Origin of the sequence: Flavobacterium beibuense (assembly GCF_004151245.1) — a bacterium.
GTDB lineage: Bacteria > Bacteroidota > Bacteroidia > Flavobacteriales > Flavobacteriaceae > Flavobacterium > Flavobacterium beibuense_A.
This window is the reverse complement of record NZ_JUIW01000009.1, coordinates 70,025-92,522: the sequence shown is the minus strand read 5'-3', so window position 1 is coordinate 92,522 and position 22,498 is coordinate 70,025. Positions and strand designations below refer to the sequence as shown.

The following is a 22,498-nucleotide window of genomic DNA, read 5'->3' as shown; positions in this document are numbered from 1 at the left end:
TACACGTCAAAAATACTATAAAAACAAGCCTTAAAAAAATATACAAGTACTAATAAAACATCTTTCTGTTCTTCCTGCATATAACATGATCCAGAGAGTATTTACCACTGCCCGTAACCAATAACATTACATACACCATAAGATAAATACCTCCCAGCTCCTGACGCTCAAAACCATCAGAACCGTGTATCATAAATACCGCGACCACCATGGTAACAATTAAAGGAATAACAACCAAACGGGTTGCTAAACCAATAATAAGCAAAGCAGAACATACTACTTCTGCAAAAATTACCATTGTTAGTGTAACAACAGGACCAAAATTAAAAGGATCTGCAAATTGTACAGGATCATCTGATAATAAGAGGTCTATTTTTTTAAGCCCGTGTGTAAGCATAAAGCAGGCTATTGTAATTCTAACTAAAAAAAGAACAAAATTGTATAACTTTTTTTCTCTTGTTGTTTCAAAAATCCACATAGTTAAATTCCTTATTTAATGTTAAGCGGGGAATTGCCATTACATCTGTGGGGGAATTTGTTATTTTTTACCGGAATAGGTACCGGCTTTAATTTTGTGGGGAGTTGGGTACTGGTAGTATCAAAAACTACCAGTCTGGCTGATCTTAGTAATTTCACTAAAACCGAACCAGCTAATTGCTTAATTCTATACATTTTAACCGAGTTTAGATGGATATATAAACTTAAGGAAAATGCTACAAAAAAAATCAAAATATATTAATAAAAACAATATTAATATGGATTGTTAGAAATATAACTAAGTCCTATTAATAATTAAGAAGTAACCAATACCAAAAATCCATCGTTATAAAGGATAGTGGTATACCTACCCCCACCATCATACCGGCTAGTTTTGGTTTTAATCCGTAAGCCGACGCTAATACAGCTGCCGTTACCATTGGCCCCATTGCAGATTCTATTACAGATACGTCTGCCGCCAATCCTTTACCACCAAGAAAGACTTTATAGATAGTAAAAATAATAGCAGGCATAAGAATGAGCTTAAAGAAGAGTCCTATATAAAGCGAGTTCCAGTATTTGCTTTTCCTGTCGATCTTAAGCTGCATACCAACAGCTACAAGTGCTAACGGAGCCGTTGTGCGACAAATACTCATTAGTACTGACTGTATATCATCCGTAAAATCAAACCCCGATAAATTCATACAGGCACTAATCAAAAAAGCAATAAAAGGGGGAAATGAAAATACCTTCTTTAGGATATCACCGGGTCCTGACCCTGAAGCTTTCATTTTGACCGAATGTGTAGCCGCTATTACAATTCCTAAGGTAGCCATAACCACAAAAGTACCAGCCTGATCTAAAACAATTGCTGTTTGTAATCCCGGTTTTCCAAAAAGGGCTTCCACCACAGGAAAACCTATAAAGGCTGTATTACCCAATCCTCCCGTTAAAATGAGGCAACCCGTTAGCTTTTTAGACCACCCAAGCCATTTACCTAAAGCGGTAAAAAACACATAAGCAAAAGCAAAGCCTATCCAGGAAGTAAACAACGGAAAGAACAAGGCTCCCGAAAGTACTATTTTAGGTATAAAATATAAACTTAAAGCTGGTAAGGATATATATATAACATACTGGTTTAATGTTGCATGACCATTAACAGGGAATACACGCAGTTTTTGAAGCAAAACTCCCAGTATAAGACAAATAAAGATTAAAATAACATTATCCATTATAAGCAGGGGCAGTTAGGGGGTTACTTAAAATAAGAGTAAATTTCTTACTAAAAAGCAATATAACCACAAATGCTGAAAAACTAAAATATAAGAGATGAAAAAACTGTAAAACCTGAATATTCATTGGTAAACTTATAGTAATATAAAAAGACACCATGAATAATAAAACAATCGCTAATAAGTAAAATAACTTATTAGTCACAAAACCAAAAGTATTGTTTTGTGTTACAATCATTTAATTTTAGTGGTAGTTTTGTAGTTATATGTTAAAGACAAATATATACTTTAATTCTTTTTTATCTAATTTTTAAATACAAACAATTTTTGATTCAAAAAATTACAGCCTAATTCTACGTTAAGCTATCTTAAGTCCTATCGGAAAAATTGACTAAAAAAGCTTAATTTTACGGTATAAGAAAATGAAAGTGAACAATCCTAAAACCCATAAAACCGCCCTATACGAAAAAGAAGGTATTAACCAGCCTGAGAGTATCAGTAAGGTTTCTATTGAAAACATTACCAAGCTAAGAAAAAAGCAACCTACCGCTGCAGAACTGATTGAAGGTATTCTTAAAAGCGATAAGACTGCGCTTAGCCGTGCTATTACCTTAATAGAAAGCACCAACCCATCTCATCTTGAAAAAGCAAATGAGGTTATTGCCGGTTGTCTGCCTTATGCTAATAAATCTGTACGCATAGGAATTACAGGAGTACCGGGTGTAGGAAAGAGTACTTTTATTGAGGCTTTTGGCAAATATCTTACCTCAGGAGGAAGAAAGGTTGCCGTACTGGCCGTGGACCCGAGCAGTTCATTATCTCACGGTAGCATACTGGGCGATAAAACCCGCATGGAGGAACTGGTTAAGGACGAGAATGCATACATACGCCCTTCGGCATCCGGAGATACTTTAGGCGGTGTGGCACGTAAAACCCGTGAAGCTATTATTTTATGTGAAGCGTGCGGGTTTGACACCATAATTATAGAAACTGTAGGTGTAGGGCAAAGCGAAACTGCCGTACATAGTATGGTAGACTTTTTCCTATTACTAAAAATTGCCGGTGCCGGAGACGAGCTTCAGGGCATTAAGCGTGGTATTATGGAAATGGCCGACCTTATAATAATTAACAAGGCAGATGGCGATAATATCAAGAAAGCCAGACTGGCCAAAACCGAATTTAACAGGGCACTTCATCTTTTTCCTGCAAAAACATCGGGATGGCAACCTAAGGTTACCACATGCAGTGCTGTTACTAAAGACGGTATTGATGATGTATGGAATGTAATGAACGACTACTTTACCCTTACCAAAGAAAACCATTACTTCGATACCCGAAGAAGCGAGCAAAACAGCCACTGGCTTACCGAAACCATAAATGAACAGCTAAAGAATCGTTTTTACAACAGGCCTGATATTGCACAACTGCTTACAGAAAACAAAAAAGCGGTACAAAACAATGAAATTTCACCGTTTGCAGCCGCTCATATATTGTTAGAAAAGTATTTTAATAAATAAGTCTAAACTTTATTCCTTTTCATAACGTTCCATTTCCCTGTCGTAAAAATTGTTAGCCTGCTCAATAAGGCTCTCCATTTCACTGTTTAGTTCGTTTTCATCAAGATCTTCAGGCTCTTCAAGAAATTCCACCTCATCATCTTTAAGATTAATGATGAACCGCGGATAATCAAGATGTATAATGAATATATCTTCCGGATGATCTGTATTGTCTCCCAATAAAAATTTAGGTAATTCCATAGTATCTGTTTATAAAAGTATGTCTTAAAAAAGCTTACACGGCTTTGCTAACAGAATTAGCAATTAGCCTCTTGGTAAGAATATGAAAGCGAATATACAAAAATATTGCGGCAGCAGTAAGCCCTGCCAAAAGCCCTATCCATATTCCTGTAGCCTTCAGCTCGGTATGCAGCCCCAAATAATAAGATATTGGGAACCCTATAACCCAATAGGCAATAAAGGTAATATAGGTTGGTATCTTTACATCCTGTAATCCGCGTAATGCTCCAAGCACCACTACCTGTATACCATCTGTAATCTGGAAAACGGCAGCAACCAATAATAACTGAGACGCTATACTTATAACCTCTGAGTTTTCCAGTGCCAGTTCAGGATTCTTCATATTAAGAAAGTACAAAGGCAGGTAATCGTGAAATAACACAAAAAATAAGGCAAAGATTATTTCAAGGATAATTGCCAGCAAAAATATGGAACGTGCCACTAGCTGAAGTTTTTTATAATCCTGTAATCCTCTCTGGTTTCCTACCCTAATCATAGAAGCTACACTTAAACCCATGGCAAACATAAAGGTCATGGAAGCTAAGCTAAGCGCAATTTGGTTTGCTGCCTGACTATTAGCCCCGATAGATCCCGAAAGCCATACCGCTCCTGTAAACAAAGCAACTTCAAACAGCATTTGCATAGAAGAAGGTACACCTATAGATGTAATCTTTTTAAGGATGGATTTTTTTATTTCACCAAATGTAAAACCGGTAAAATAGATTTTAAGCTTAGTATTTAGATATAAACTGTAGTGCATATATACCAGCATAAATATTCTGGACACTACTGTTCCTAATGCCGCACCAACAATTCCCATTTTAGGGAATATCCATATACCGTATATAAGAAGGTAGTTTACAACTATATTAATGATATTAGATATTATTACCGCATACATGGCATATTTGGTAAGCGAAAGCCCGTCGGCAAACTGTTTGTATCCCTGGAATATTACCATAGGCAGCAGCGAGAAAGCTACCCAGTCCACATAGGGAGCCGCAAGGTTTACCACCTCATCCGGTTGCCCCATAAGATGCATTAACGGCTTTGCAAACCACACTACCGCAAACAGCATTATCCCTAACAATGTACACAAGAACAGGCCATGATGAAAAACCGTCCTTACCTTGGCTGTATCCTTTTCAGCATCACCTTCTGCTATTATAGGAGTAATTGCTGTAGAAAAACCAATTCCTACCGACATAGCCACAAACACCATACTGTTTCCCAGTGAAGCCGCAGCCAGTTCGGCAGCCCCCAGCTTACCCACCATAATATTATCTATAATACCGGTAATGGTATGTCCAAGCATGCCCAGTATTACAGGATAAGCCAGTCTTATATTATAGGAGAATTCTTTTGTGTATTGAGCAAAGTTCACTTTACAAATTTTCTGCAAAATTAAGAAGAAGCTTGGCTATAAACACAAATAACCTCAAAATCAGTTTATTAAAAATATAAAAGTTAAATTATTAAAAAATAAAACTATTTTTAACTTTATCTTAAAAATATTATTAGATTAACCTTGTTAATTTTACTTCATAATCATAATACTGGAATATATGAAGTTGATGAAACGATTTTTAATTGCTGCCGTACTGTTAGTTGCAGGAGGAGCAAATGCACAGGAAACAATAACTGACAATAACTATGACCAGGGGTTCCGTTTAGGCTTTGGTATTAATGCAGGAGGAGTAACCAACGATGCTTTTAATTTTGCACTAGGTGGTGATGTAAGGTTGCAATATGATCTTTCTCGGGACACCTCTCTAACCCTTACAACTGGATTCACTAATCTTTTTGCAAAGGAAAACGAATTTAAGGATTTAGGTTTTATTCCGGTAAAGGCAGGTTTTAAGGCCTTTATTAACAGTAGCCCTTTTTATGTAATGGGAGAAACCGGTGCCGGTTTTGCTGTTACAAATGGTTATGATGAAACAACCTTTATCTGGTCGCCTGGAGTAGGATATGCCAACGATTTTATTGACCTTAGCGTAAGATATGAGGATGTTGACTCTTATTATGACTCAGGAATTATAGCATTAAGACTAGCCTATGGCTTTAAATTGTAAACACCAAACAATTAATACAATAACCTAAGTAAACTAACCTGAAAGCCTGTAGCAGAGATGTTACAGGCTTTATTTATTTCCAGGCTTTTCATTAAGCAGTTTTACTCTGTATAAAGCTATATTATCAAGTACATCCTCATTAACTTCAGGTTCCTGAAAATCATACTTTTTAAGTTCGTTTAAAATAGCTTTCGCCACAAGCAGTCGGGCTGTTTCTTTATCATCTGCAGGAATGGCATACCAAGGGGCATGATTGGTAGAAGTTTTGTTTATAGCCTCCTCATAATACTTTTGGTATTTACCCCACAAATCCCTCTCATCAAGGTCTCCTGCCGAGAATTTCCAGTAACGTTCTTCCTTTTCAAGGCGCCTAAGCAGTCTTTGTCTTTGTTCCTCTTTACTTAAATGAAGGAAGAATTTCAAAACTATAGTTCCGTTTTGGGCAATGTGTTTTTCAAAACTGTTTATCTGTTTAAATCTTTCTTCCCAAAAGCCCTCGGTAATATCCTTAACCTTTTCTATACCCGGAAGGTTCTCGTTTAAGAGATATTCCGGATGCACACGCGTTACAAGCACATTTTCGTAATGAGAACGGTTAAATACCGAAAACTTACCTCTCTCCGGCAAAGCAATATAATGACGCCATAAATAATCATGATCCAGTTCAAGAGGTGTAGGTGTCTTAAAGCTGTGCACCACTACCCCCCTGGCATTAAAGTTTTTAAACACTTCCCTTATAAGGCTGTCCTTACCCGAAGTATCCATACCCTGTATACAGATAAGTACACCATACCTGTTGTTAGCATACATCTTATCCTGAAGCTTACCCAGCTTAACACTCGTTTTTTCTATTTTCTTTACTTTCTTTTTAGCTGTAAGTTCAAGCTCTATATTTGTAGGAGTATTTTCGATAGAAAAAGTACCTGTAATTTTAAAGTCATCTGTAGTAATACTCATGGCGCAGAAAATGTTATATCTTTATATAAATGTAAGAATTTAAACAATAATACGTTTACACCAAAAACATAAGTTTATGCAAAAGTTTAAGCTGGAACTGCTGTTTCACATTATGGGAATAGGCTCTGCATCGGGGCTTTTTTTTAATGGCGGTTCGGTTTTCCTTATATCCGACAATAGCAATATGCTGTATGAATATAATATAGAGGAAAACAAAACCGAAAAGATTTCCCTGGCAGCCAAAGACTACGCAGGCCCGCTTGAAAACATACCTAAAAAAGACAAACCCGATTATGAAGCCATAACGGCTTTTAATAACGAACTGTATATTTTTGGATCGGGCTCCAAAGAAAACAGGAGCATCCTTACACGCTACAACATGCAGGCCAAAACCACAGAAGGTCCCGTTGATGCCATTTATCTGTATCTGGCAATGCAGGGATTTAGCGAAATAAGTCCGGAGGATTTTAACATAGAAGCTGCGGTTAATGATGGTGAAATATGGTATCTTTTCCAAAGAGGTAACGGTCCGTCTCAGCAAAACGGGGTATTTACGCTGGAAGGTGATATTAATGAGTTTTCTGTACAGATTATATACAACCCAATAGAACTGCCTAAAATAAACGGATTTCAGGCCAGCTTTACCGATGCTGTTAAAGTAGGGGATAAACTTTATTTTATTGCCGCTGCAGAGAGTTCTAACTCCACTTATCTTGATGGTGAGGTGGCAGGATCACTTATAGGCAGGATGGATATAGAAACCATGACGGTTGAATTTACTCAAACCATATCCGACAGGAATAAGTTTGAAGGTATTACCCTATATAAGGATAACGGAAACTCTCTGGAATTCCTTTTATGTGAGGACACCGACAGTGATGCTACCGAATCAGACATATACAGGCTTACTATTGATAAATAGTCCCTGTCACAAGTATTCATTGTTCACTATACAGTACTATTGAAAACTGAATACTGTAAACTTTTTTAATCCCCTCCCAACCTTTTACTGTTTTTTCTGCTCTATATAAACAAAGAGACAAATTGTGATAGAAGAAAAACTAATAACAGCATGCAGGAAAATGCACCGCGACGCTCAGCGCAGGGTGTATGAATATATGGCACCTAAGCTATACCAGACCTGCAAAAGGTACTTAAAGAGCGAAGTGGAAATTGAAGAGGCAATAGCCGATGCCTTCTATACCATTTTTACCAAGCTTGACCAATTAAAGGAAACCAGGGCTTTTGAAGCCTGGGCAAGGCGTATAGCCATAAACCAATGCCTGCTTACGCTTAAAAGAAAGGTGAACTTTAATATTTATATTGAAGACATGAGCGCTTCAGCAGAGCCTGCACAAGCCCAATCGGCCGGGCTTGAGGAAGAAGACCTGCTAAAACTGCTCGATTACCTGCCCGAAGGATGCAGGACCGTTTTTAACCTTTTTGCCATAGAAGGTTACTCACACAAAGAAATAGCTGCAATGCTGAATATTACAGAAGGGACTTCAAAATCACAATTAAATGTCTCCCGCAGTAAACTAAAGGATTTAGTAAACAATGTTTATTATCTAAATGAAAACAGCTATGGAAAATCAAGATAAATTATACGAACAATTTAAAGATGCTGCCGGAAAAGCCGAGGAAAAAGGCTTTGACCGAATGGAAGCGGTATGGAACCGCGTTGAGGATAAGCTCGACAGGAAAAAGAAACGAAGGGGCGCCATCTACTGGAGGTATGGTAGTGTAGCCGCTGCTTTGCTAATATTATTAGCATTAGGCGGAAGGTTTTTTAACAACCATACGTCGCCTGAGTTGCCGGAACAAAACCCCGAAACACAGGTTACCACTATAGACCACGATAAAATAGAAGAAACGTTTAGCCCAACCGCTAAGGACAGCGAAAAAATTGAAGTAGTTATAGGAAAAGAAAACACTACAACTTATACTTCCGAAACAGACTCTATAAAATTTGAATCTATAACCCAAAAAGCAAGAGTTTGGAATAGCAAATCAAGTGAAGATGAGTTTTGGATTAAAGGAAATGTTACAGAAGAAGTAAAATTCAAACCTCTTGAAGTGAGAAAAAAAGAAGCAGTTGCGAAAAGTACTCAACTTGATGAAGTGGTAGTTACCAGCTATAGATCTGTAACAAGTCATAAATCTGCAATGGCAGTAGCAACTATACAGGCAGAATCTCTGGAGGACAGAGCTAACACTGTACCTATCCAAAGTTTACAAGGAAAAGTTGCCGGAGTAAAAATTAACGAACAACCAGGGGTAGACAAAACAATCATGCTTAGAGGCATAGGAAGTATAAGCAGTAATGTAGAACCACTATATGTAGTAGATGGCCTTCCTGTAGACGAAAAAACATTCAGGAACCTAAATCAAAACGATATTACTTCTATAGCGGTTTATAAGGATGCGGCAGCAACTTCTATATATGGTAACAGGGGTGCTAACGGCGTAGTGGTTATCTCTACTATCAATCCGGGGGTATTAACACCTAATGTTAGCAATGGTACTTATGACATAAGCGATGGCAGCGATATAACATACCGTAACCTGCCGGGACAAATACTGGGTGTACAGGAAGATGCCGACAAATCTATAGACATTACAAGCCTTACAACGTTTAGAGGATATAACCCTCCGCTATATGTAATAGACGGTATGCCTGTAGATGAGGAAACGGCAAAGACCATCAACGCTAACGACATTGCTTCGGTTACCATACTTAAAAATGCCTCGGCTACCTCTTTATATGGTGCGCGTGGTGCTAACGGTGTTGTTATACTAACCACCAAAACCGGAACCTCTGATATTGAGATTTCTGATGAACTGGATAACGAACAGCCAGATCCGTTTAAGATACACGTTGATCAGGAAGAGTATGAAATGTTTGAGGAAAATAAGTTTGAAAATCCGGCTGTAACACCGCTTTCCACTTTCTCTATTGATGTGGATAATGCATCCTATACAAACGTTCGCCGCTTTTTAAATAACGGTCAAACCGTACCTAAGGATGCTGTACGTGTAGAGGAAATGATAAACTTCTTTAAGTACACTTATCCGCAGCCTAAAGGAGATATGCCTTTCTCCATAAATACAGAATACAGCGACGCACCGTGGAACCCTAAACATAAACTATTGAAAATAGGATTAAAAGGCCTTGAAATACCTACCGAGGATTTACCGGCATCTAACTTTGTATTCCTTATCGATGTAAGCGGATCTATGGACAGCGACAATAAATTACCGTTACTAAAACAGTCCATGAAGTTACTGGTTAACCAAATGCGACCAAAAGACAGGATAGCCATAGTGGTATATGCGGGCGCTGCAGGACTGGTACTCCCATCAACCAGCGGAAGCGAAAAAACTAAAATAGTAAAGGCTTTAGATGAACTAAGTGCCGGTGGCAGTACTGCCGGCGGTGAAGGTATTGAACTGGCTTACAAAACAGCGCAGGAACACTTTATTAAAGGCGGAAACAACCGTGTAATACTGGCTACCGATGGCGATTTTAATGTTGGTGCATCATCAAACAGGGATATGCAGACACTTATTGAAGAAAAGCGCAAAAGCGGAGTATTCCTTACCTGTTTAGGCTACGGCATGGGCAATTACAAAGATTCTAAAATGGAAACGCTTGCTGACAAAGGCAACGGTAACTATGCATACATTGACAATATGCAGGAAGCCGACCGCTTTTTACAGAAAGAGTTTAAAGGCAGTATGTATGCCATTGCAAAAGACGTTAAAATACAAATTGAGTTTAACCCGAAACATGTGCAGTCGTACCGCCTTATAGGTTATGAAAACCGTAAACTAAGGGATGAGGATTTTGCTAACGATGCCATAGACGCAGGGGAGCTTGGCAGCGGACATACCGTTACAGCATTGTATGAAATAATACCAACAGGTGTACAAAGTGATTACTACAATCCTGCACCTGATTTAAAATACAGCCAACCAACAGCTTCTAAGAATAAATATAGTGATGAGCTGGCAACCATTAAATTCAGGCACAAAAAGCCGGATGGTGATAAGAGTAAAGAAACTGTACAGGTAATACCAAACAAAGCAGTAAGCCTGGAACAGGCATCGGGCGACTTTAAATTTGCTGCCGCAGTTGCATGGTTCGGTTTAAAGCTAAGGGATTCCAAACTTATACCTAACAAAGCTTCTAAAGACATTATTAAACTTGCCAAAGAAGGTTCAAAACCGGACCCTGACGGGTATAAGGCAGAGTTTATAAGACTTGTAGATATGGTACAATAAAAACAAAAGGCAGGATTAAATCCTGCCTTTTTGGTTTATCTTCCGTGATACTTCATATCCGGTAATGGCTCGTTATTTTTAAGAAAACGGTCAAACCAGTTTAGTACCATTTTATTCACTTCACTTTTGTTTTCATTAATACCATGATCACTCCCTTCAAAAATTACAAGCCTGTATGGTATTCTGTATTTTTCAAATTCAATAGCCAGTTTCAGGCTCTGCTCACATTTCACGCGCCAGTCGGCATTACCGTGAAGCATTAATAAGGGAACATTTGTTGGCAATTTATCAACCCACTCAATAGCCGATCTTTTTGTAAGTTCCGCTTCCTTATTATTTGTATAATTGGGAATAAGCTCGCTGTACACCTTTTCGATTTCAGGCCTTTCAAGTCCGGCTCTCATGTCAGAAAGTGCACCACCCACAACAGCCGCCTTTATCTTATTGGTTTCTGTAAGTGCCCTTAAAGTCATCATTCCGCCCCTACTCCAGCCATACATACCTATCCGTGTTGTATCTGCCTCTTTAATTTCGGCAAGTACATCAATTAAGTTAACCACATCATCAACATCACTACCGCCAAATTCCTCAGTCCCTTCGCTACCACCATTACCGCGATACTGGCTCGCTATTACTACATAACCTTCTTTTGCCAACAGACCCAAAAAGCGATATACATAAGGAAGAATCAATTCTCCAAAATCCCTGTTACCTCCCCTGTTAAATATAATTACCGGATGTGGCCCCTGGGTTTTAGGCTGTACAAGATATCCGTTAACTTTTAAGTTGTCACTGGCATAAGTTATACTATAAACTTCAATACTGTCTTTATAAGATATTTTTGCGGGAGTAGTTTGCAGCTCTTTTTTCAAAAGTAGCTTTGGTTGATTTTGGGCAAAAACAACAACCCCTAAAAACAATAATATTACAGTACTGAATTTTTTAACCATAGTTTATTTTTCTATCTCCCTCAGGTTTTCCATCTTTTTAAGTTCAAGGAAACCTTTAATATCTTCAAAATGCTCCTTAACACGTTTGTTACCAAACTCAAATACTTTGGTTACCAGTCCGTCAAGGAAATCCCTGTCGTGAGATACTAATATCAATGTACCGTCAAAAGCTTTAAGGGCATCTTTAATGATATCCTTGGTTCGCATATCAAGGTGATTGGTAGGCTCATCCAGAATAAGCACGTTAACCGGTTGAAGCAATAACTTAATCATTGCTAAACGGGTCTTTTCTCCACCCGATAGTACTTTTACTTTTTTAGTAGTATCATCCCCACTAAACATAAATGCACCTAACAGGTTTTTTATCTGGGTACGGATATCACCTTCTGCAATACGGTCTATCGTTTCAAAAACAGTAAGGTTCTCATCCAGTAACGATGCCTGATTTTGTGCAAAATAACCAATCTGTACATTGTGTCCTATTTCCAGGCTGCCTCCTTCATACTCCAGTTCTCCCATAATAGCTTTAATCATGGTAGACTTACCCTCACCGTTCTTACCTACAAAGGCAAGCTTTTGTCCGCGCTCTATAACCATAGAAGCATCCTTAAACACTACATGATCGCCATAAGCTTTAGAAAGCTCGTTTACCACAACAGGATACTGCCCTGATCGTGGCGATGGAGGGAACTTTAATCGAAGTGCCGAAGTATCTACTTCATCAACCTCAACAATCTCCAGTTTTTCAAGCATTTTTACACGCGACTGTACTTGTAGGGTCTTAGAATACGTTCCTTTAAAACGTTCAATAAACTCCATATTTTCAGCAATCATCTTCTGCTGCTCGTCATACGCTTTTTGCTGTTGTGCACGGCGGTCTTTACGTAATTCAAGATAGTGAGAATATTTTGCTTTATAGTCATATATCCTACCCATAGTAACTTCTATGGTACGATTTGTAATATTGTCTACAAATGCCCTGTCATGCGATATTACAATAACAGCCTTAGCACTGTTTAAAAGGAAATCCTCCAGCCACTGTATACTCTCAATATCCATGTGGTTAGTAGGCTCATCCAGAAGGATAAGGTCCGGCTTTTGAAGTAATATCTTGGCAAGCTCTATACGCATTCTCCATCCACCACTAAACTCTGATGTAGGTCTTGTGAAATCGGCACGGCTAAAGCCCATACCTATAAGTACCTTCTCTACTTCTGCCTCATAGTTTATCTCTTCAATAGAATAGAATTTCTCGCTAAGTTCAGATACCCTCTCGATAATCTTATAATACTCTTCCGATTCATAATCGGTACGTACGGTAAGCTCTTCGTTTAAGGCATCAATTTCTCCTTTCATTTTAAAAATACCCGAGAATGCTTTTGATGTTTCTTCAAATACAGTAGCATTATCTTCGGTTAGCAAATGCTGTGGAAGATAAGCAATAACAGTACCTTTAGGTGCCGATATAGCTCCCGTTGAAGGCTTGTTAACTCCTGCTATTATTTTTAGCAATGTCGATTTTCCTGCTCCGTTTTTACCCATAAGGGCTATCTTATCTGTCTCATTTATAGAAAAAGAAACATCGCTGAATAATGTGGTACCACCAAATTGTACCGAAAGTGCATCTACAGTTATCATAGAGGTATTTTTTTTGAAGCCGCAAAGATAGGATAATTAGGCAATTACACAATCAACACACGTTTTGTTTAGATTAAGAAGTTTATATATATTTGGCCATTACCACAAATACAATTAACAATGAGTAAAAAATTTAAATCAGGGCTCATATTTTTTGTCCTGATGTTCTGCATATCCACTTTTCTTTTTCCTGTTTTTGGTATAAACGATGAGGTACCTTTGTTAACAAGGGTTATTATAGGCATACCAATATGGATAGCTGCCAGCTTTTTTGTGGTAAAATATTCCTTAAAAAAAGAAAACACTAACACTCCAAATCAATAAACTATGAAAAGCTGGGTGAAATTTGGAATTGGCTGGGGAATATTCATGTTCTTTATAATGAACATAGGTTTCCCATTATGGGATGGCGAAAAAATAGACATTAACAAATGTCTTTTCATGTTTCCGTTATGGATAGTATTCGGATTACTGTTTGGTTATTTCTCAAGAAAAAGGGGACCTAAAAAACAAATTTAATGCAGAGTAATAAACATTGGATTATAGCAGCTTTATGCCTGTTTGCATGGATGGGAATCTGGAAATTTATAGTATTTCCGTTTCTGGTAGAGTTTTTTGAGCTTAATAACCCGTTGGGATTATATAACCTGATAAATATACTTGGCCTTGTTGCAGGAGGTATATTTGGAGGATATATCTCAAAAGCTATAAAAGCCAAACAGGAACAAAAACAAGAAAACTAAAATCTTAAGATTGAAACCATACACAAAATATGCCTTTATATGGGCTTCTATACTTTTTACACTTCACACGTTTGTTGCGCCTGCTATAGGAGTATCAAACAATAAAACAGATTTATACACCATTCTTTTCAACCTTGTTCTTTGGACAATAGCAGGAATAATCGTATCTTTCTTAAAGAAAAACGACCTGCAAAAAAAGAAGTCATGAAAAAATGGTTAAGATCCGGACTCGTATGGGGAGGAGTGCTTTACATTATAGCCATGATTATTTTTCCTATAATCGACGGCGAAAGGCTCTCTTATCATAAAATACTTTTAGGCATTCCCTTTTGGATAATTATAGGCCTGATTATAGGTTACCTGTTTGAAAAGAAAAGGCATCCTAAAGCAAAAAACTAATCCAGTATTTCTGCCAGTTTCTCCCTGTAAGCTTTTATATTTCCGTTTATAAGGTGATCTGTACATTTTAAGGTGGTAAGCTCTATTTTATCAGGAAACTCCTCTTTAAGCTTTTCTGAGTTAGAATAAGGGATGATCTTGTCTTTTGTACCGTGAAATACATAAACCGGACAGTTTACATTTTCAAGAAACTTATGGGTCTCAAATTTATACTTTCTTAAAAACTCAGGCATAAACGGCACCCTTCCGTCTATTACATTACTTAAATTGTAATAAGGCGCTTTTAGGATTAGCAATTTAGGATTGTTAAGCGATGACAACATAGCTGCCGATCCCGTACCTATACTGTATCCCATTATAATAACATTATCCTCTGTATATCTTTTAAGCAGTTCGGCATACGACTTTTTTACATCTTCAAAAAACTGATTTTCACTTTCTATATTTCCGCCGCTTTTACCATATCCTCTGTAATCGAGTATAAAGATATCATAACCCAAATCGGTATACGTAGCAGCAATATCGCCCCACGTATCAAGACAGCCGCCATTACCATGAAGGTAAAAAATAAGTCCTTTAGAATTTTCAGCCTTAAACAGGAGTCCGTTAAGTTTTACATCCTCCTCTACCGGAATATACAATTCCTCAAAAGTGCTACCGTAATTAAACTCATACTGCTTAGACAGCTTGGTCGCAGGAAATATAAGCTTCTCCTGATTAAAATACAGCAGCGTTACTATCAGCAGATAAATTACAGTAAAAAAAGAAATTAATGCAATCATTATCAGTTTAAGACTTTTCAGCATAAATATTCGGATTTAGGATTTCATACCAAAACACTTCCTCCCCTCCATGATACTCATAACTCTCAATATATTTTAATCCGGCCTTTTCCAGCGCCCTGCGTGAACCGATATTACCGGCCATAGCACTGGCATTAATTTTAGGCAGATTTAAAACCGTAAAGCCGTAATCTACAAAAAACTGCGCGGCTTCGGTAGCGTAACCGTTACCCCAAAATCTTTCTATAAAGCGATAACCTACATCATAAAACGAATCATGACCGTTTACATCGTGTTCCAGTTTTAACCCGGCCCAACCTATAAACTCGCCTGTTGATTTGAGTATTGCCGCCATACGACCTATTCCGTTACGTTCGTACTGTCCCCTTACATTGGCAATCACCTCATGTATAAAATCTATTGAGGTTACCGGATTATTGCCCAGATAACGATGCACTGCAGGATTGGAGTCCAATTCAAACATCGCCTCTGCATCTGATGGCAAAAGCTCACGAAACAGCAATCTTTGGGACTCTAATATGGGATTCATTATAACAGAATATTATTTATTAAACCCAGCCACAATTTTGGCTGCGGCTTCCACTTCATGTTCTTCAACATACAGCTCCATAGCCTGACCAAAAGAGCCAAATCCAGCTACAGTAGCCGACTGTATATTATCTCTTACAACAGGGTTTATACCAGCTTCCTCAAGAGTAAGCTTAATTGGTGTTGCCTCTATTTCACTTCCTGAATATATTTTCACTAATGCCATACAATACTTGTTTAATGTTCAAACTTAAAGTTACGGATTTTATTTCAGTGCCGTTAGTAACTCTCAATAGAAAGTGAATTCTTAAAATTTTGAACAGCGTTGTAATCTTCTAACCCTAAAATTTGTATAAGATTTTCAAAATTAAGCTTACCAGCTTTATAATAAGCTATAAGCTGTTGTTTGACATCTCTTAGTTGGTAGCGTTTTTCCAATGCAAAACAATAAACCTCTTTTACACTGTTACTCCAATATAGCTCTACCACATTATTATTACCATCAGAAACCTTTCCTTCATCATTACGGCCTCTATAATCCTGAAATAGAGGAAAATTTATTTTTCGCAATTCATCTAAAGGAATTTCCTTACCCACAAGAAGCACTTTATCATTATGAAAAACAATCTCCCCTAACGGAACTTTGTGTGCTTTCCGTTTTAAAAAACCGAAAAGGCCCGAAGCCTTTTCTTTATATTCATAAATCTTAAATGTGTTCATTTTTACTCGTCATCACCTTCCTCATCATCAAACTCAAAAAAGTAGGGCTCTATCATAATTCTGTCGGCAAGCAATTCAACCCTTTCTGTAATTATATCGGTAAAGAAAATTCGCTGCATTTTACCCATACTGTTAGAAAGCCTGCTTATTTTAGGTTCCTGCCTGTTTTTAAGTAAAATCTCGGCATCATCCACAATAAACATCTTAAGCTGGTTTACATCAAACCCTGCACCACTAAACATATCGTTTAGTTTATTAGGAGTACCTATCAGTACATCTATACCTATAGATATCTGGTTTTTGTCTTCGTCTATGTCCGTTTGGTCATACACGCCATATACCCTTAAATCGGTAAACTTACCCAGAGTCTCAAATATCTCAAGCATTTCAAGCACCTTAGCCTTGTCCTGCACCATAATAAGGGCACGGGGCGACTGTTCAAAGGCTTTTTGAAGCTTTTGTATCACATTAATAACAATAGTTGTGGTTTTGCTTCCGCCATCGGGCATTGCAAGCACACAGTCGGCACCACTTTTTATGGTACCAAAGCTTTCCTTCTGCAATTCGGTAGGTTCAGTAAATCCTGCCAGTTCAATTCCCTCTGAAAGCTTGTCGTATATCTTTTTTAAAAACATTGTATCAAATACCGTTTATACGGTTTATATATTACTTACTTGCAAACAGCTTAACATCATTTTCTGATATTTCGCTTCCTCCTAAAATTATAAGCCTTTCCACTACGTTGCGCAGTTCACGAATGTTACCTGTCCAGTCATATTCCTGAAGCAGTTTTACAGCTGAATCGGAAAACTGTTTACGCGATGTACCCTGCTCTCCTGCAATTTTATCGGAAAAATGGCTGATCAGTTCCGGAATATCATCCCTCCTGTCGTTAAGCGCAGGAACCTTGATAAGGATCACTGCCAAACGGTGATATAAATCCTCACGGAAACGGCCTTCTTCAATTTCCTTTTTTAAATCTTTATTAGTAGCCGCGATAACACGTACATCTACTTTTATATCTTTTTCTGCACCTACCCTTTGTATCATGTTTTCCTGAAGGGCACGCAGCACTTTTGCCTGCGCCGGAAGGCTCATATCACCTATCTCATCCAGGAAAATGGTTCCTTTGTCTGCAGCCTCAAACTTACCTGCCCTGTCTTTTACAGCACTGGTAAATGCCCCTTTAACGTGACCGAAAAGTTCGCTTTCTATAAGTTCACTTGGTATAGCCGCACAGTTAACCTCTATAAAAGGTGCTGCATTGCGCTCGCTTTTTTCATGCAGCCAGTGTGCCACAAGCTCTTTACCTGTACCGTTAGGTCCTGTAATAAGTACGCGGGCATCAGTAGGCGCTACTTTTTCTATAATATCTTTAATAAGATTGATAGGCTCGCTGCTACCAATCATCTCATAGTTTTTGCTTACTTTCTTTTTCAGCATCTTGTTTTCAACCACAAGCGTCTTTCTGTCCAGCGCATTACGCACTGTATTAAGCAGGCGGTTTAAATCAGGCGGTTTAGATATATAATCAAAAGCACCTAAACGCATCGTCTGTACTGCGGTTTCAAGATCACCGTGACCCGATATCATTACAAAAGGTATTTCCGGCTTAATTTTCTTTATAGCCTCAAGTACCTCTACACCATCCATCTTTGGCATTTTTATATCACAAAGCACCAGGTCAAAATCATCATTCTTGATTTTTTCAATTCCCTGCTGCCCGTCTTCGGCTTCTTCTATCTTATACGAATCGCTTTCTTCAGCAAGTATCTTGGAAAGTACCCTGCGAATTGCTGCTTCGTCTTCTATTATCAGTATTTTAGACATTCTCTATTTTTGATTGTTTGATTTCAGATTATAAACTATGCTTTTAACAGCTTAATATTTAAGCCATTTAAATATCTCTTTATACGTTGGTTTTTTACCATACATAAGTATACCTACACGGTAAATTTTTGAAGCAAACCATACCACTCCAAAGAAGGTTGCAAACAGTATAACCATCGATGTTATTATCTGCCACATAGGTACACCAAACGGTATACGCATAAGCATTACTATTGGTGATGTTAACGGTATCATGGAGAATACTGTGGCTACAGTACCATTAGGATCGCTTATTACAGTAAAGAACCCGACATATACCCCAAGCATAAGTGGCAGGAGAATAGGCAACAGGAACTGCTGAGAATCGGTTTCACTATCTACCGCAGCCCCTATGGCAGCATAAAAACTGCTATACAGGAAAAACCCTCCTATAAAATAAATAATAAACGAAACGAACATGGTTAGCAACGGCAACTTAAAGAACTCAGAAACATAAAGCGGAAGCCCCTCCATCGCCTGTTGAGTTGCCTCGGCAGCCTCAGGCCTTGCTGATGTTGCACCAACATCCACACCAAACATACTAAGCACAAAAAACAGGGTTAGCCCTATTACCGCCCAAATTAAGAACTGTAATATACCTGCCAGTGATGTTCCTATAATCTTACCCATCATCAGCCTGAATGGCTTAACCGATGAGATAATGATTTCAATAATACGGTTGGTTTTCTCCTCAATAACACTTCGCATTACCATGTTGCCGTAAATTATCACGAACATCATAATAAGGTAACCCGATGCACCTCCCAATATAATTTTAAGCCAGCTTCCTTCCTTAAAGGTTTCCTCACCCGTAAACTTACTCAGGTGTATGTTAGATTGGGTTTGTGCCTTTTCTATTTTTTCGGAATCAAAACCAAGCACTTTCAAATTGTAATTGGTAAGCTTCTTATCTACGACATCTTCAATTTCGCCTACAAATTCAAGATTAGGAGTCTCGTTAGTTATATACTCTACCTTGTTTACAAGTTGTGGTAAGCTGTCTACCTCAGGCACATAAATAAGGCCGATATAACCTTCTGATGCTTTTTGTTTTGCCAAATCCAGCGACAGGTCAGACAGGTCGGTATAAATGGTACGTTCTGAGTTTTTAAAGTCCGGTTTAAGCAAATCGGCTTTATCATAAACTGCTACCTTGTTAACCTCGTCATTATTCACACTTGCCAGATAGGCTACAAGGGTTCCCATGGCAACCATTAATAACGGACTCAAAAAAGTCATTACTAAAAACGACTTGTTGCGTACCTTGGCATTAAACTCTCTTTTTATAATAAGGGATAGGCTCATATTATCTCTGACTTACGGTTTGAATAAAAATATCGTTTACACTAGGTATCTTTTCCATAAAATAAGTTACTTCACCATGCTGTAAAAGATACTGCATCAGTTCTCTTGGGGTACCTCCCTGGGGCAGGGTAACCGTTAGTTTAAGTTCATCATCAAGCGTTTTAAAGTCAGCCTGCTCCGTTTTAAACTTAGTACTTATATCTGCCAGTAACTGCTGGAAGTTATAAGGTGCAATACCTACATCAAAAGTATTGGTCCTGTACTGTTTTTTAACTTCGTGAAGTTTGCCCTCTATAAGCTTGTTCGATTTATGGATAAGAGCGATATGATCGCACATTTCCTCCACACTTTCCATCCTGTGAGTAGAGAAAATAACCGTTGCCCCCTTATCGCGAAGCTCCAGTATCTCATCTTTTATCAGGTTAGCGTTAACAGGGTCAAAACCACTAAAAGGCTCATCAAAAATAAGCAGCTTGGGTTGGTGAAGCACCGTTACCACAAACTGTATTTTTTGTGCCATACCTTTAGAAAGCTCCTGTATTTTTTTATTCCACCAGCCTTTTATCTCCAGTTTTTCAAACCAGTATTCCAGTTGTTTTTTTGCCTCCTGCTTGCTTAAGCCTTTTAACTGTGCAAGGTAAAGTGCCTGCTCTCCTACCTTCATGGTTTTATATAAACCTCTTTCTTCAGGCATATAGCCTATATGGGCAATATGTTCCGGATTAAGCCTTTTGCCATCCAGTAACACCTCGCCGCTATCGGGCATAGTAATTTGGTTGATAATTCGTATAAGGGAAGTCTTCCCTGCACCATTAGGACCTAACAGCCCGTAAATACTACCTTTGGGAACTTCTAATGAAACGCTGTTTAAAGCCGTATAATCACCATACTGCTTTACAACGTTATTTACTTTTAAAATTGAATCCATCTGCTTTGATTGTGATGATGTAAAAGTAAAAATTATATAGCGGATACCGAAAAAAATAACTCAAATACGAGAACGGCAAGTACAAACACTAAGATAAAAACCAATGCAACCTTAAAATAAAATGCAGCTACACTGATATTAACAGGCCGTTCATCAACTTCATTATCAGTAACCAGCCTTATATTCATTCTGCTCATTATTGTTTCAATAATAGTAAAATCCTCTCTCTTCATAATATATCTCACATCATTTTCAGGCATTGTATACTTTTCGTCAACATAAAACTGCATCCCCTCAGCAATCAGTTTTGACTCAAATCTTATTTTATCCCTTAGTGGTATGTATAAAAAGAAATAATCTTCCGGGTTAGAATCACTTACATGCGCTATTCTCATACAATTACATAGTTATAACAATTACCCTATCCTTTTTGCGTACAACTTTTGAGGCACCTACCAAAAACCATCCAATTCTAAATGCTTACACTCATAATCCGGCTGAGATTGTTCGCATACTTTCGAACCCATAACCAACAACCTTTTCATATCTTAAACATATAACACAAGTATACTCAATTTTAAGGCAGTTTGCAATTCCGTATTATATAAAATACCTTTGCAGGCAATTAGCTAAACTCTTGGAAAAAGACACCTATAAAACCCTCGCAGCCCCATCGGAAGAAACATTGTTCAAGGAAAAGAATAGTAAGTTCTTTGGTTATGCATTTCCCGTAACCAGCGAAGAGGAGGTTAAGTCCCTGCTTGAAGAAGTTAAAAAACAACACCACTCTGCAAGACACTGGTGCTATGCTTTTCAGTTAGGCACAGACGAAAAGAAACTGTACTACCGTGCCAATGACGACGGCGAACCCAGTAACAGCGCGGGCATGCCTATTTACGGACAAATACAGTCTTTTGAAGTAACCAATGTATTAATTGTCGTTGTAAGATACTTTGGCGGAGTTAAACTTGGTGTGGGCGGACTTATTTCCGCTTACCGCACATCGGCACAAATGGCATTGGAAGCATCAGAGATAATAGAGAAAACCATAGATGTGCATTATGTTATAAAATTCGGTTACCATAATATGAACAAGGTTATGCGCGTTATAAAAGAAAAGAACCTTGATATAGTTTCCCAAAAAATGGAAATGGATTGTGAAATTGTAATTGGTACCCGAAAAAAAAATGCTTCAATGATTTTTGAAGCATTTAACAGTATCTATGAAATAGCGATTAAAGAAGTTTAAGTTCTTTCTCAAATTGATTTTTTTTTAAAAAGAGAAATGTTAAAATTAGTTAAATCTTAACTAAATCCATTTTCTCTGAAACGTAATCCGGAGGCAAAATTGGCCGTCCAGTTTTCATGTCCACAAACACCAAAACTGAGTTACCCGTTGTTAATAACTCACCCTGCTCATTTAGTATCTCATAGTCGAATTCTATCTTCACCGATTGCTGTTTTTTAAAGATAGTTCGCACTGTTAACAAATCATCATAGCGGGCAGGTTTTTTGTAATTCATTGTTAAGGAAACAACAGGAAGCATTACCCCCTTTTGCTCCATAAACTTATATGTAAGTCCCAGATTTCGAAGCCATTCCACACGCCCCATTTCAAAGTATTGCGCGTAATTACCGTGATAAACAACACCCATCTGGTCGGTTTCGGCATATCTCACCCTTACATTAAATTCATGAATTTTCATATTTTTAAAGCGTTAATTTTGTATTAATATTTTTTTAAATCACTTACAATATTTTTTTATAAAAATCAATACGCAAACCATTTTTTTT

At 37.8% G+C, this 22,498-nt stretch carries 28 protein-coding genes; 11 read left to right on the top strand and 17 right to left on the bottom strand.

Annotation, left to right across the window (positions count from 1 at the left end):
• Positions 1-49 precede the first annotated feature (49 nt).
• On the bottom strand, positions 50-478 hold the full coding sequence (locus NU09_RS13115; RefSeq protein ID WP_129751752.1) for a DoxX family protein: 429 nt from the start codon (positions 476-478) through the stop codon (positions 50-52).
• 307 nt (positions 479-785) lie between these two features.
• Positions 786-1,709 (bottom strand): AEC family transporter, encoded by a 924-nt coding sequence (locus tag NU09_RS13110; RefSeq protein WP_129751751.1) that lies wholly within the window; start codon positions 1,707-1,709, stop codon positions 786-788.
• A gap of 422 nt (positions 1,710-2,131) precedes the next feature.
• Here NU09_RS13110 and meaB point away from each other — a divergent pair, with 422 nt between their 5' ends.
• Complete coding sequence (meaB, locus tag NU09_RS13105) at positions 2,132-3,226, top strand: methylmalonyl Co-A mutase-associated GTPase MeaB (protein ID WP_129751750.1); 1,095 nt, start codon at positions 2,132-2,134, stop codon at positions 3,224-3,226.
• 9 nt (positions 3,227-3,235) lie between these two features.
• Here meaB and NU09_RS13100 read toward each other — a convergent pair whose 3' ends face one another.
• Positions 3,236-3,466: a hypothetical protein gene (locus tag NU09_RS13100; protein WP_129751749.1), complete on the bottom strand. Its 231-nt coding sequence runs from the start codon at positions 3,464-3,466 to the stop codon at positions 3,236-3,238.
• 34 nt (positions 3,467-3,500) lie between these two features.
• On the bottom strand, positions 3,501-4,889 hold the full coding sequence (locus tag NU09_RS13095; protein ID WP_129751748.1) for an MATE family efflux transporter: 1,389 nt from the start codon (positions 4,887-4,889) through the stop codon (positions 3,501-3,503).
• 190 nt (positions 4,890-5,079) lie between these two features.
• On the opposite strand from NU09_RS13095, the gene NU09_RS13090 reads away from it, so the two are divergent.
• Positions 5,080-5,580 (top strand): hypothetical protein, encoded by a 501-nt coding sequence (locus tag NU09_RS13090; protein ID WP_317125776.1) that lies wholly within the window; start codon positions 5,080-5,082, stop codon positions 5,578-5,580.
• Between the two features lie 69 nt (positions 5,581-5,649).
• On the opposite strand, the gene NU09_RS13085 is transcribed toward NU09_RS13090, so the two are convergent.
• Positions 5,650-6,537, bottom strand: a complete 888-nt coding sequence (locus NU09_RS13085; protein ID WP_129751746.1) for a PPK2 family polyphosphate kinase — start codon at positions 6,535-6,537, stop codon at positions 5,650-5,652.
• 76 nt (positions 6,538-6,613) lie between these two features.
• Here NU09_RS13085 and NU09_RS13080 point away from each other — a divergent pair, with 76 nt between their 5' ends.
• From NU09_RS13080 to NU09_RS13070, 3 genes are all read left to right on the top strand, one after another.
• Positions 6,614-7,459, top strand: a complete 846-nt coding sequence (locus NU09_RS13080; RefSeq protein ID WP_129751745.1) for a DUF6929 family protein — start codon at positions 6,614-6,616, stop codon at positions 7,457-7,459.
• 160 nt (positions 7,460-7,619) lie between these two features.
• Entirely contained in the window at positions 7,620-8,138 is a 519-nt protein-coding gene (locus NU09_RS13075) for an RNA polymerase sigma factor (protein WP_129751898.1), read from the top strand.
• Positions 8,122-10,821, top strand: coding sequence for a YfbK domain-containing protein (locus NU09_RS13070; protein ID WP_242501881.1), 2,700 nt, complete (start codon positions 8,122-8,124; stop codon positions 10,819-10,821). The genes NU09_RS13075 and NU09_RS13070 overlap by 17 nt, the downstream gene beginning before the upstream one ends.
• Positions 10,822-10,856: 35 nt before the next feature.
• Here NU09_RS13070 and NU09_RS13065 read toward each other — a convergent pair whose 3' ends face one another.
• Both NU09_RS13065 and NU09_RS13060 read right to left on the bottom strand, forming a co-directional pair.
• Positions 10,857-11,771, bottom strand: coding sequence for an alpha/beta hydrolase family protein (locus NU09_RS13065; protein ID WP_129751744.1), 915 nt, complete (start codon positions 11,769-11,771; stop codon positions 10,857-10,859).
• A gap of 3 nt (positions 11,772-11,774) precedes the next feature.
• Positions 11,775-13,409, bottom strand: coding sequence for an ABC-F family ATP-binding cassette domain-containing protein (locus NU09_RS13060; RefSeq protein ID WP_129751743.1), 1,635 nt, complete (start codon positions 13,407-13,409; stop codon positions 11,775-11,777).
• A gap of 120 nt (positions 13,410-13,529) precedes the next feature.
• On the opposite strand from NU09_RS13060, the gene NU09_RS13055 reads away from it, so the two are divergent.
• The 5 genes from NU09_RS13055 to NU09_RS13035 are packed head-to-tail and all read left to right on the top strand — an operon-like array spanning position 13,530 to position 14,551.
• Positions 13,530-13,733, top strand: a complete 204-nt coding sequence (locus tag NU09_RS13055; protein ID WP_129751742.1) for a hypothetical protein — start codon at positions 13,530-13,532, stop codon at positions 13,731-13,733.
• A gap of 3 nt (positions 13,734-13,736) precedes the next feature.
• On the top strand, positions 13,737-13,928 hold the full coding sequence (locus NU09_RS13050; RefSeq protein ID WP_129751741.1) for a hypothetical protein: 192 nt from the start codon (positions 13,737-13,739) through the stop codon (positions 13,926-13,928).
• Positions 13,928-14,152, top strand: a complete 225-nt coding sequence (locus NU09_RS13045; RefSeq protein ID WP_129751740.1) for a hypothetical protein — start codon at positions 13,928-13,930, stop codon at positions 14,150-14,152. The genes NU09_RS13050 and NU09_RS13045 overlap by 1 nt, the downstream gene beginning before the upstream one ends.
• A 10-nt stretch (positions 14,153-14,162) precedes the next feature.
• Entirely contained in the window at positions 14,163-14,360 is a 198-nt protein-coding gene (locus NU09_RS13040; protein WP_129751739.1) for a hypothetical protein, read from the top strand.
• Positions 14,357-14,551, top strand: a complete 195-nt coding sequence (locus NU09_RS13035) for a hypothetical protein (protein ID WP_129751738.1) — start codon at positions 14,357-14,359, stop codon at positions 14,549-14,551. Before NU09_RS13040 ends, NU09_RS13035 begins: the two co-directional genes overlap by 4 nt.
• On the opposite strand, the gene NU09_RS13030 is transcribed toward NU09_RS13035, so the two are convergent.
• From NU09_RS13030 to NU09_RS12990, 9 genes are read right to left on the bottom strand one after another with little or no spacing between them, the layout of a single operon-like run.
• Positions 14,548-15,357: an alpha/beta hydrolase gene (locus tag NU09_RS13030; protein WP_242501880.1), complete on the bottom strand. Its 810-nt coding sequence runs from the start codon at positions 15,355-15,357 to the stop codon at positions 14,548-14,550. The genes NU09_RS13035 and NU09_RS13030 overlap by 4 nt on opposite strands.
• Positions 15,341-15,883 (bottom strand): GNAT family N-acetyltransferase, encoded by a 543-nt coding sequence (locus NU09_RS13025; protein WP_129751736.1) that lies wholly within the window; start codon positions 15,881-15,883, stop codon positions 15,341-15,343. Before NU09_RS13025 ends, NU09_RS13030 begins: the two co-directional genes overlap by 17 nt.
• Before the next feature lie 12 nt (positions 15,884-15,895).
• A complete protein-coding gene (locus NU09_RS13020; protein WP_129751735.1) occupies positions 15,896-16,108 on the bottom strand; it encodes a putative signal transducing protein in 213 nt (70 codons plus the stop codon).
• A gap of 53 nt (positions 16,109-16,161) precedes the next feature.
• Complete coding sequence (locus NU09_RS13015; protein ID WP_129751734.1) at positions 16,162-16,602, bottom strand: hypothetical protein; 441 nt, start codon at positions 16,600-16,602, stop codon at positions 16,162-16,164.
• Between the two features lie 2 nt (positions 16,603-16,604).
• On the bottom strand, positions 16,605-17,237 hold the full coding sequence (locus NU09_RS13010; RefSeq protein ID WP_129751733.1) for a DEAD/DEAH box helicase: 633 nt from the start codon (positions 17,235-17,237) through the stop codon (positions 16,605-16,607).
• 31 nt (positions 17,238-17,268) lie between these two features.
• Positions 17,269-18,432 (bottom strand): sigma-54-dependent transcriptional regulator, encoded by a 1,164-nt coding sequence (locus tag NU09_RS13005; protein ID WP_129751732.1) that lies wholly within the window; start codon positions 18,430-18,432, stop codon positions 17,269-17,271.
• 51 nt (positions 18,433-18,483) lie between these two features.
• Complete coding sequence (locus NU09_RS13000; RefSeq protein WP_129751731.1) at positions 18,484-19,776, bottom strand: ABC transporter permease; 1,293 nt, start codon at positions 19,774-19,776, stop codon at positions 18,484-18,486.
• Position 19,777: 1 nt separating this feature from the next.
• Complete coding sequence (locus NU09_RS12995) at positions 19,778-20,704, bottom strand: ABC transporter ATP-binding protein (protein WP_129751730.1); 927 nt, start codon at positions 20,702-20,704, stop codon at positions 19,778-19,780.
• A 32-nt stretch (positions 20,705-20,736) separates the two neighbouring features.
• Positions 20,737-21,099 (bottom strand): hypothetical protein, encoded by a 363-nt coding sequence (locus NU09_RS12990; protein WP_129751729.1) that lies wholly within the window; start codon positions 21,097-21,099, stop codon positions 20,737-20,739.
• 242 nt (positions 21,100-21,341) lie between these two features.
• Here NU09_RS12990 and NU09_RS12985 point away from each other — a divergent pair, with 242 nt between their 5' ends.
• Entirely contained in the window at positions 21,342-21,953 is a 612-nt protein-coding gene (locus tag NU09_RS12985) for an IMPACT family protein (RefSeq protein WP_129751728.1), read from the top strand.
• A gap of 49 nt (positions 21,954-22,002) precedes the next feature.
• Here NU09_RS12985 and NU09_RS12980 read toward each other — a convergent pair whose 3' ends face one another.
• On the bottom strand, positions 22,003-22,410 hold the full coding sequence (locus tag NU09_RS12980; protein ID WP_129751727.1) for an acyl-CoA thioesterase: 408 nt from the start codon (positions 22,408-22,410) through the stop codon (positions 22,003-22,005).
• Positions 22,411-22,498 lie beyond the last annotated feature (88 nt).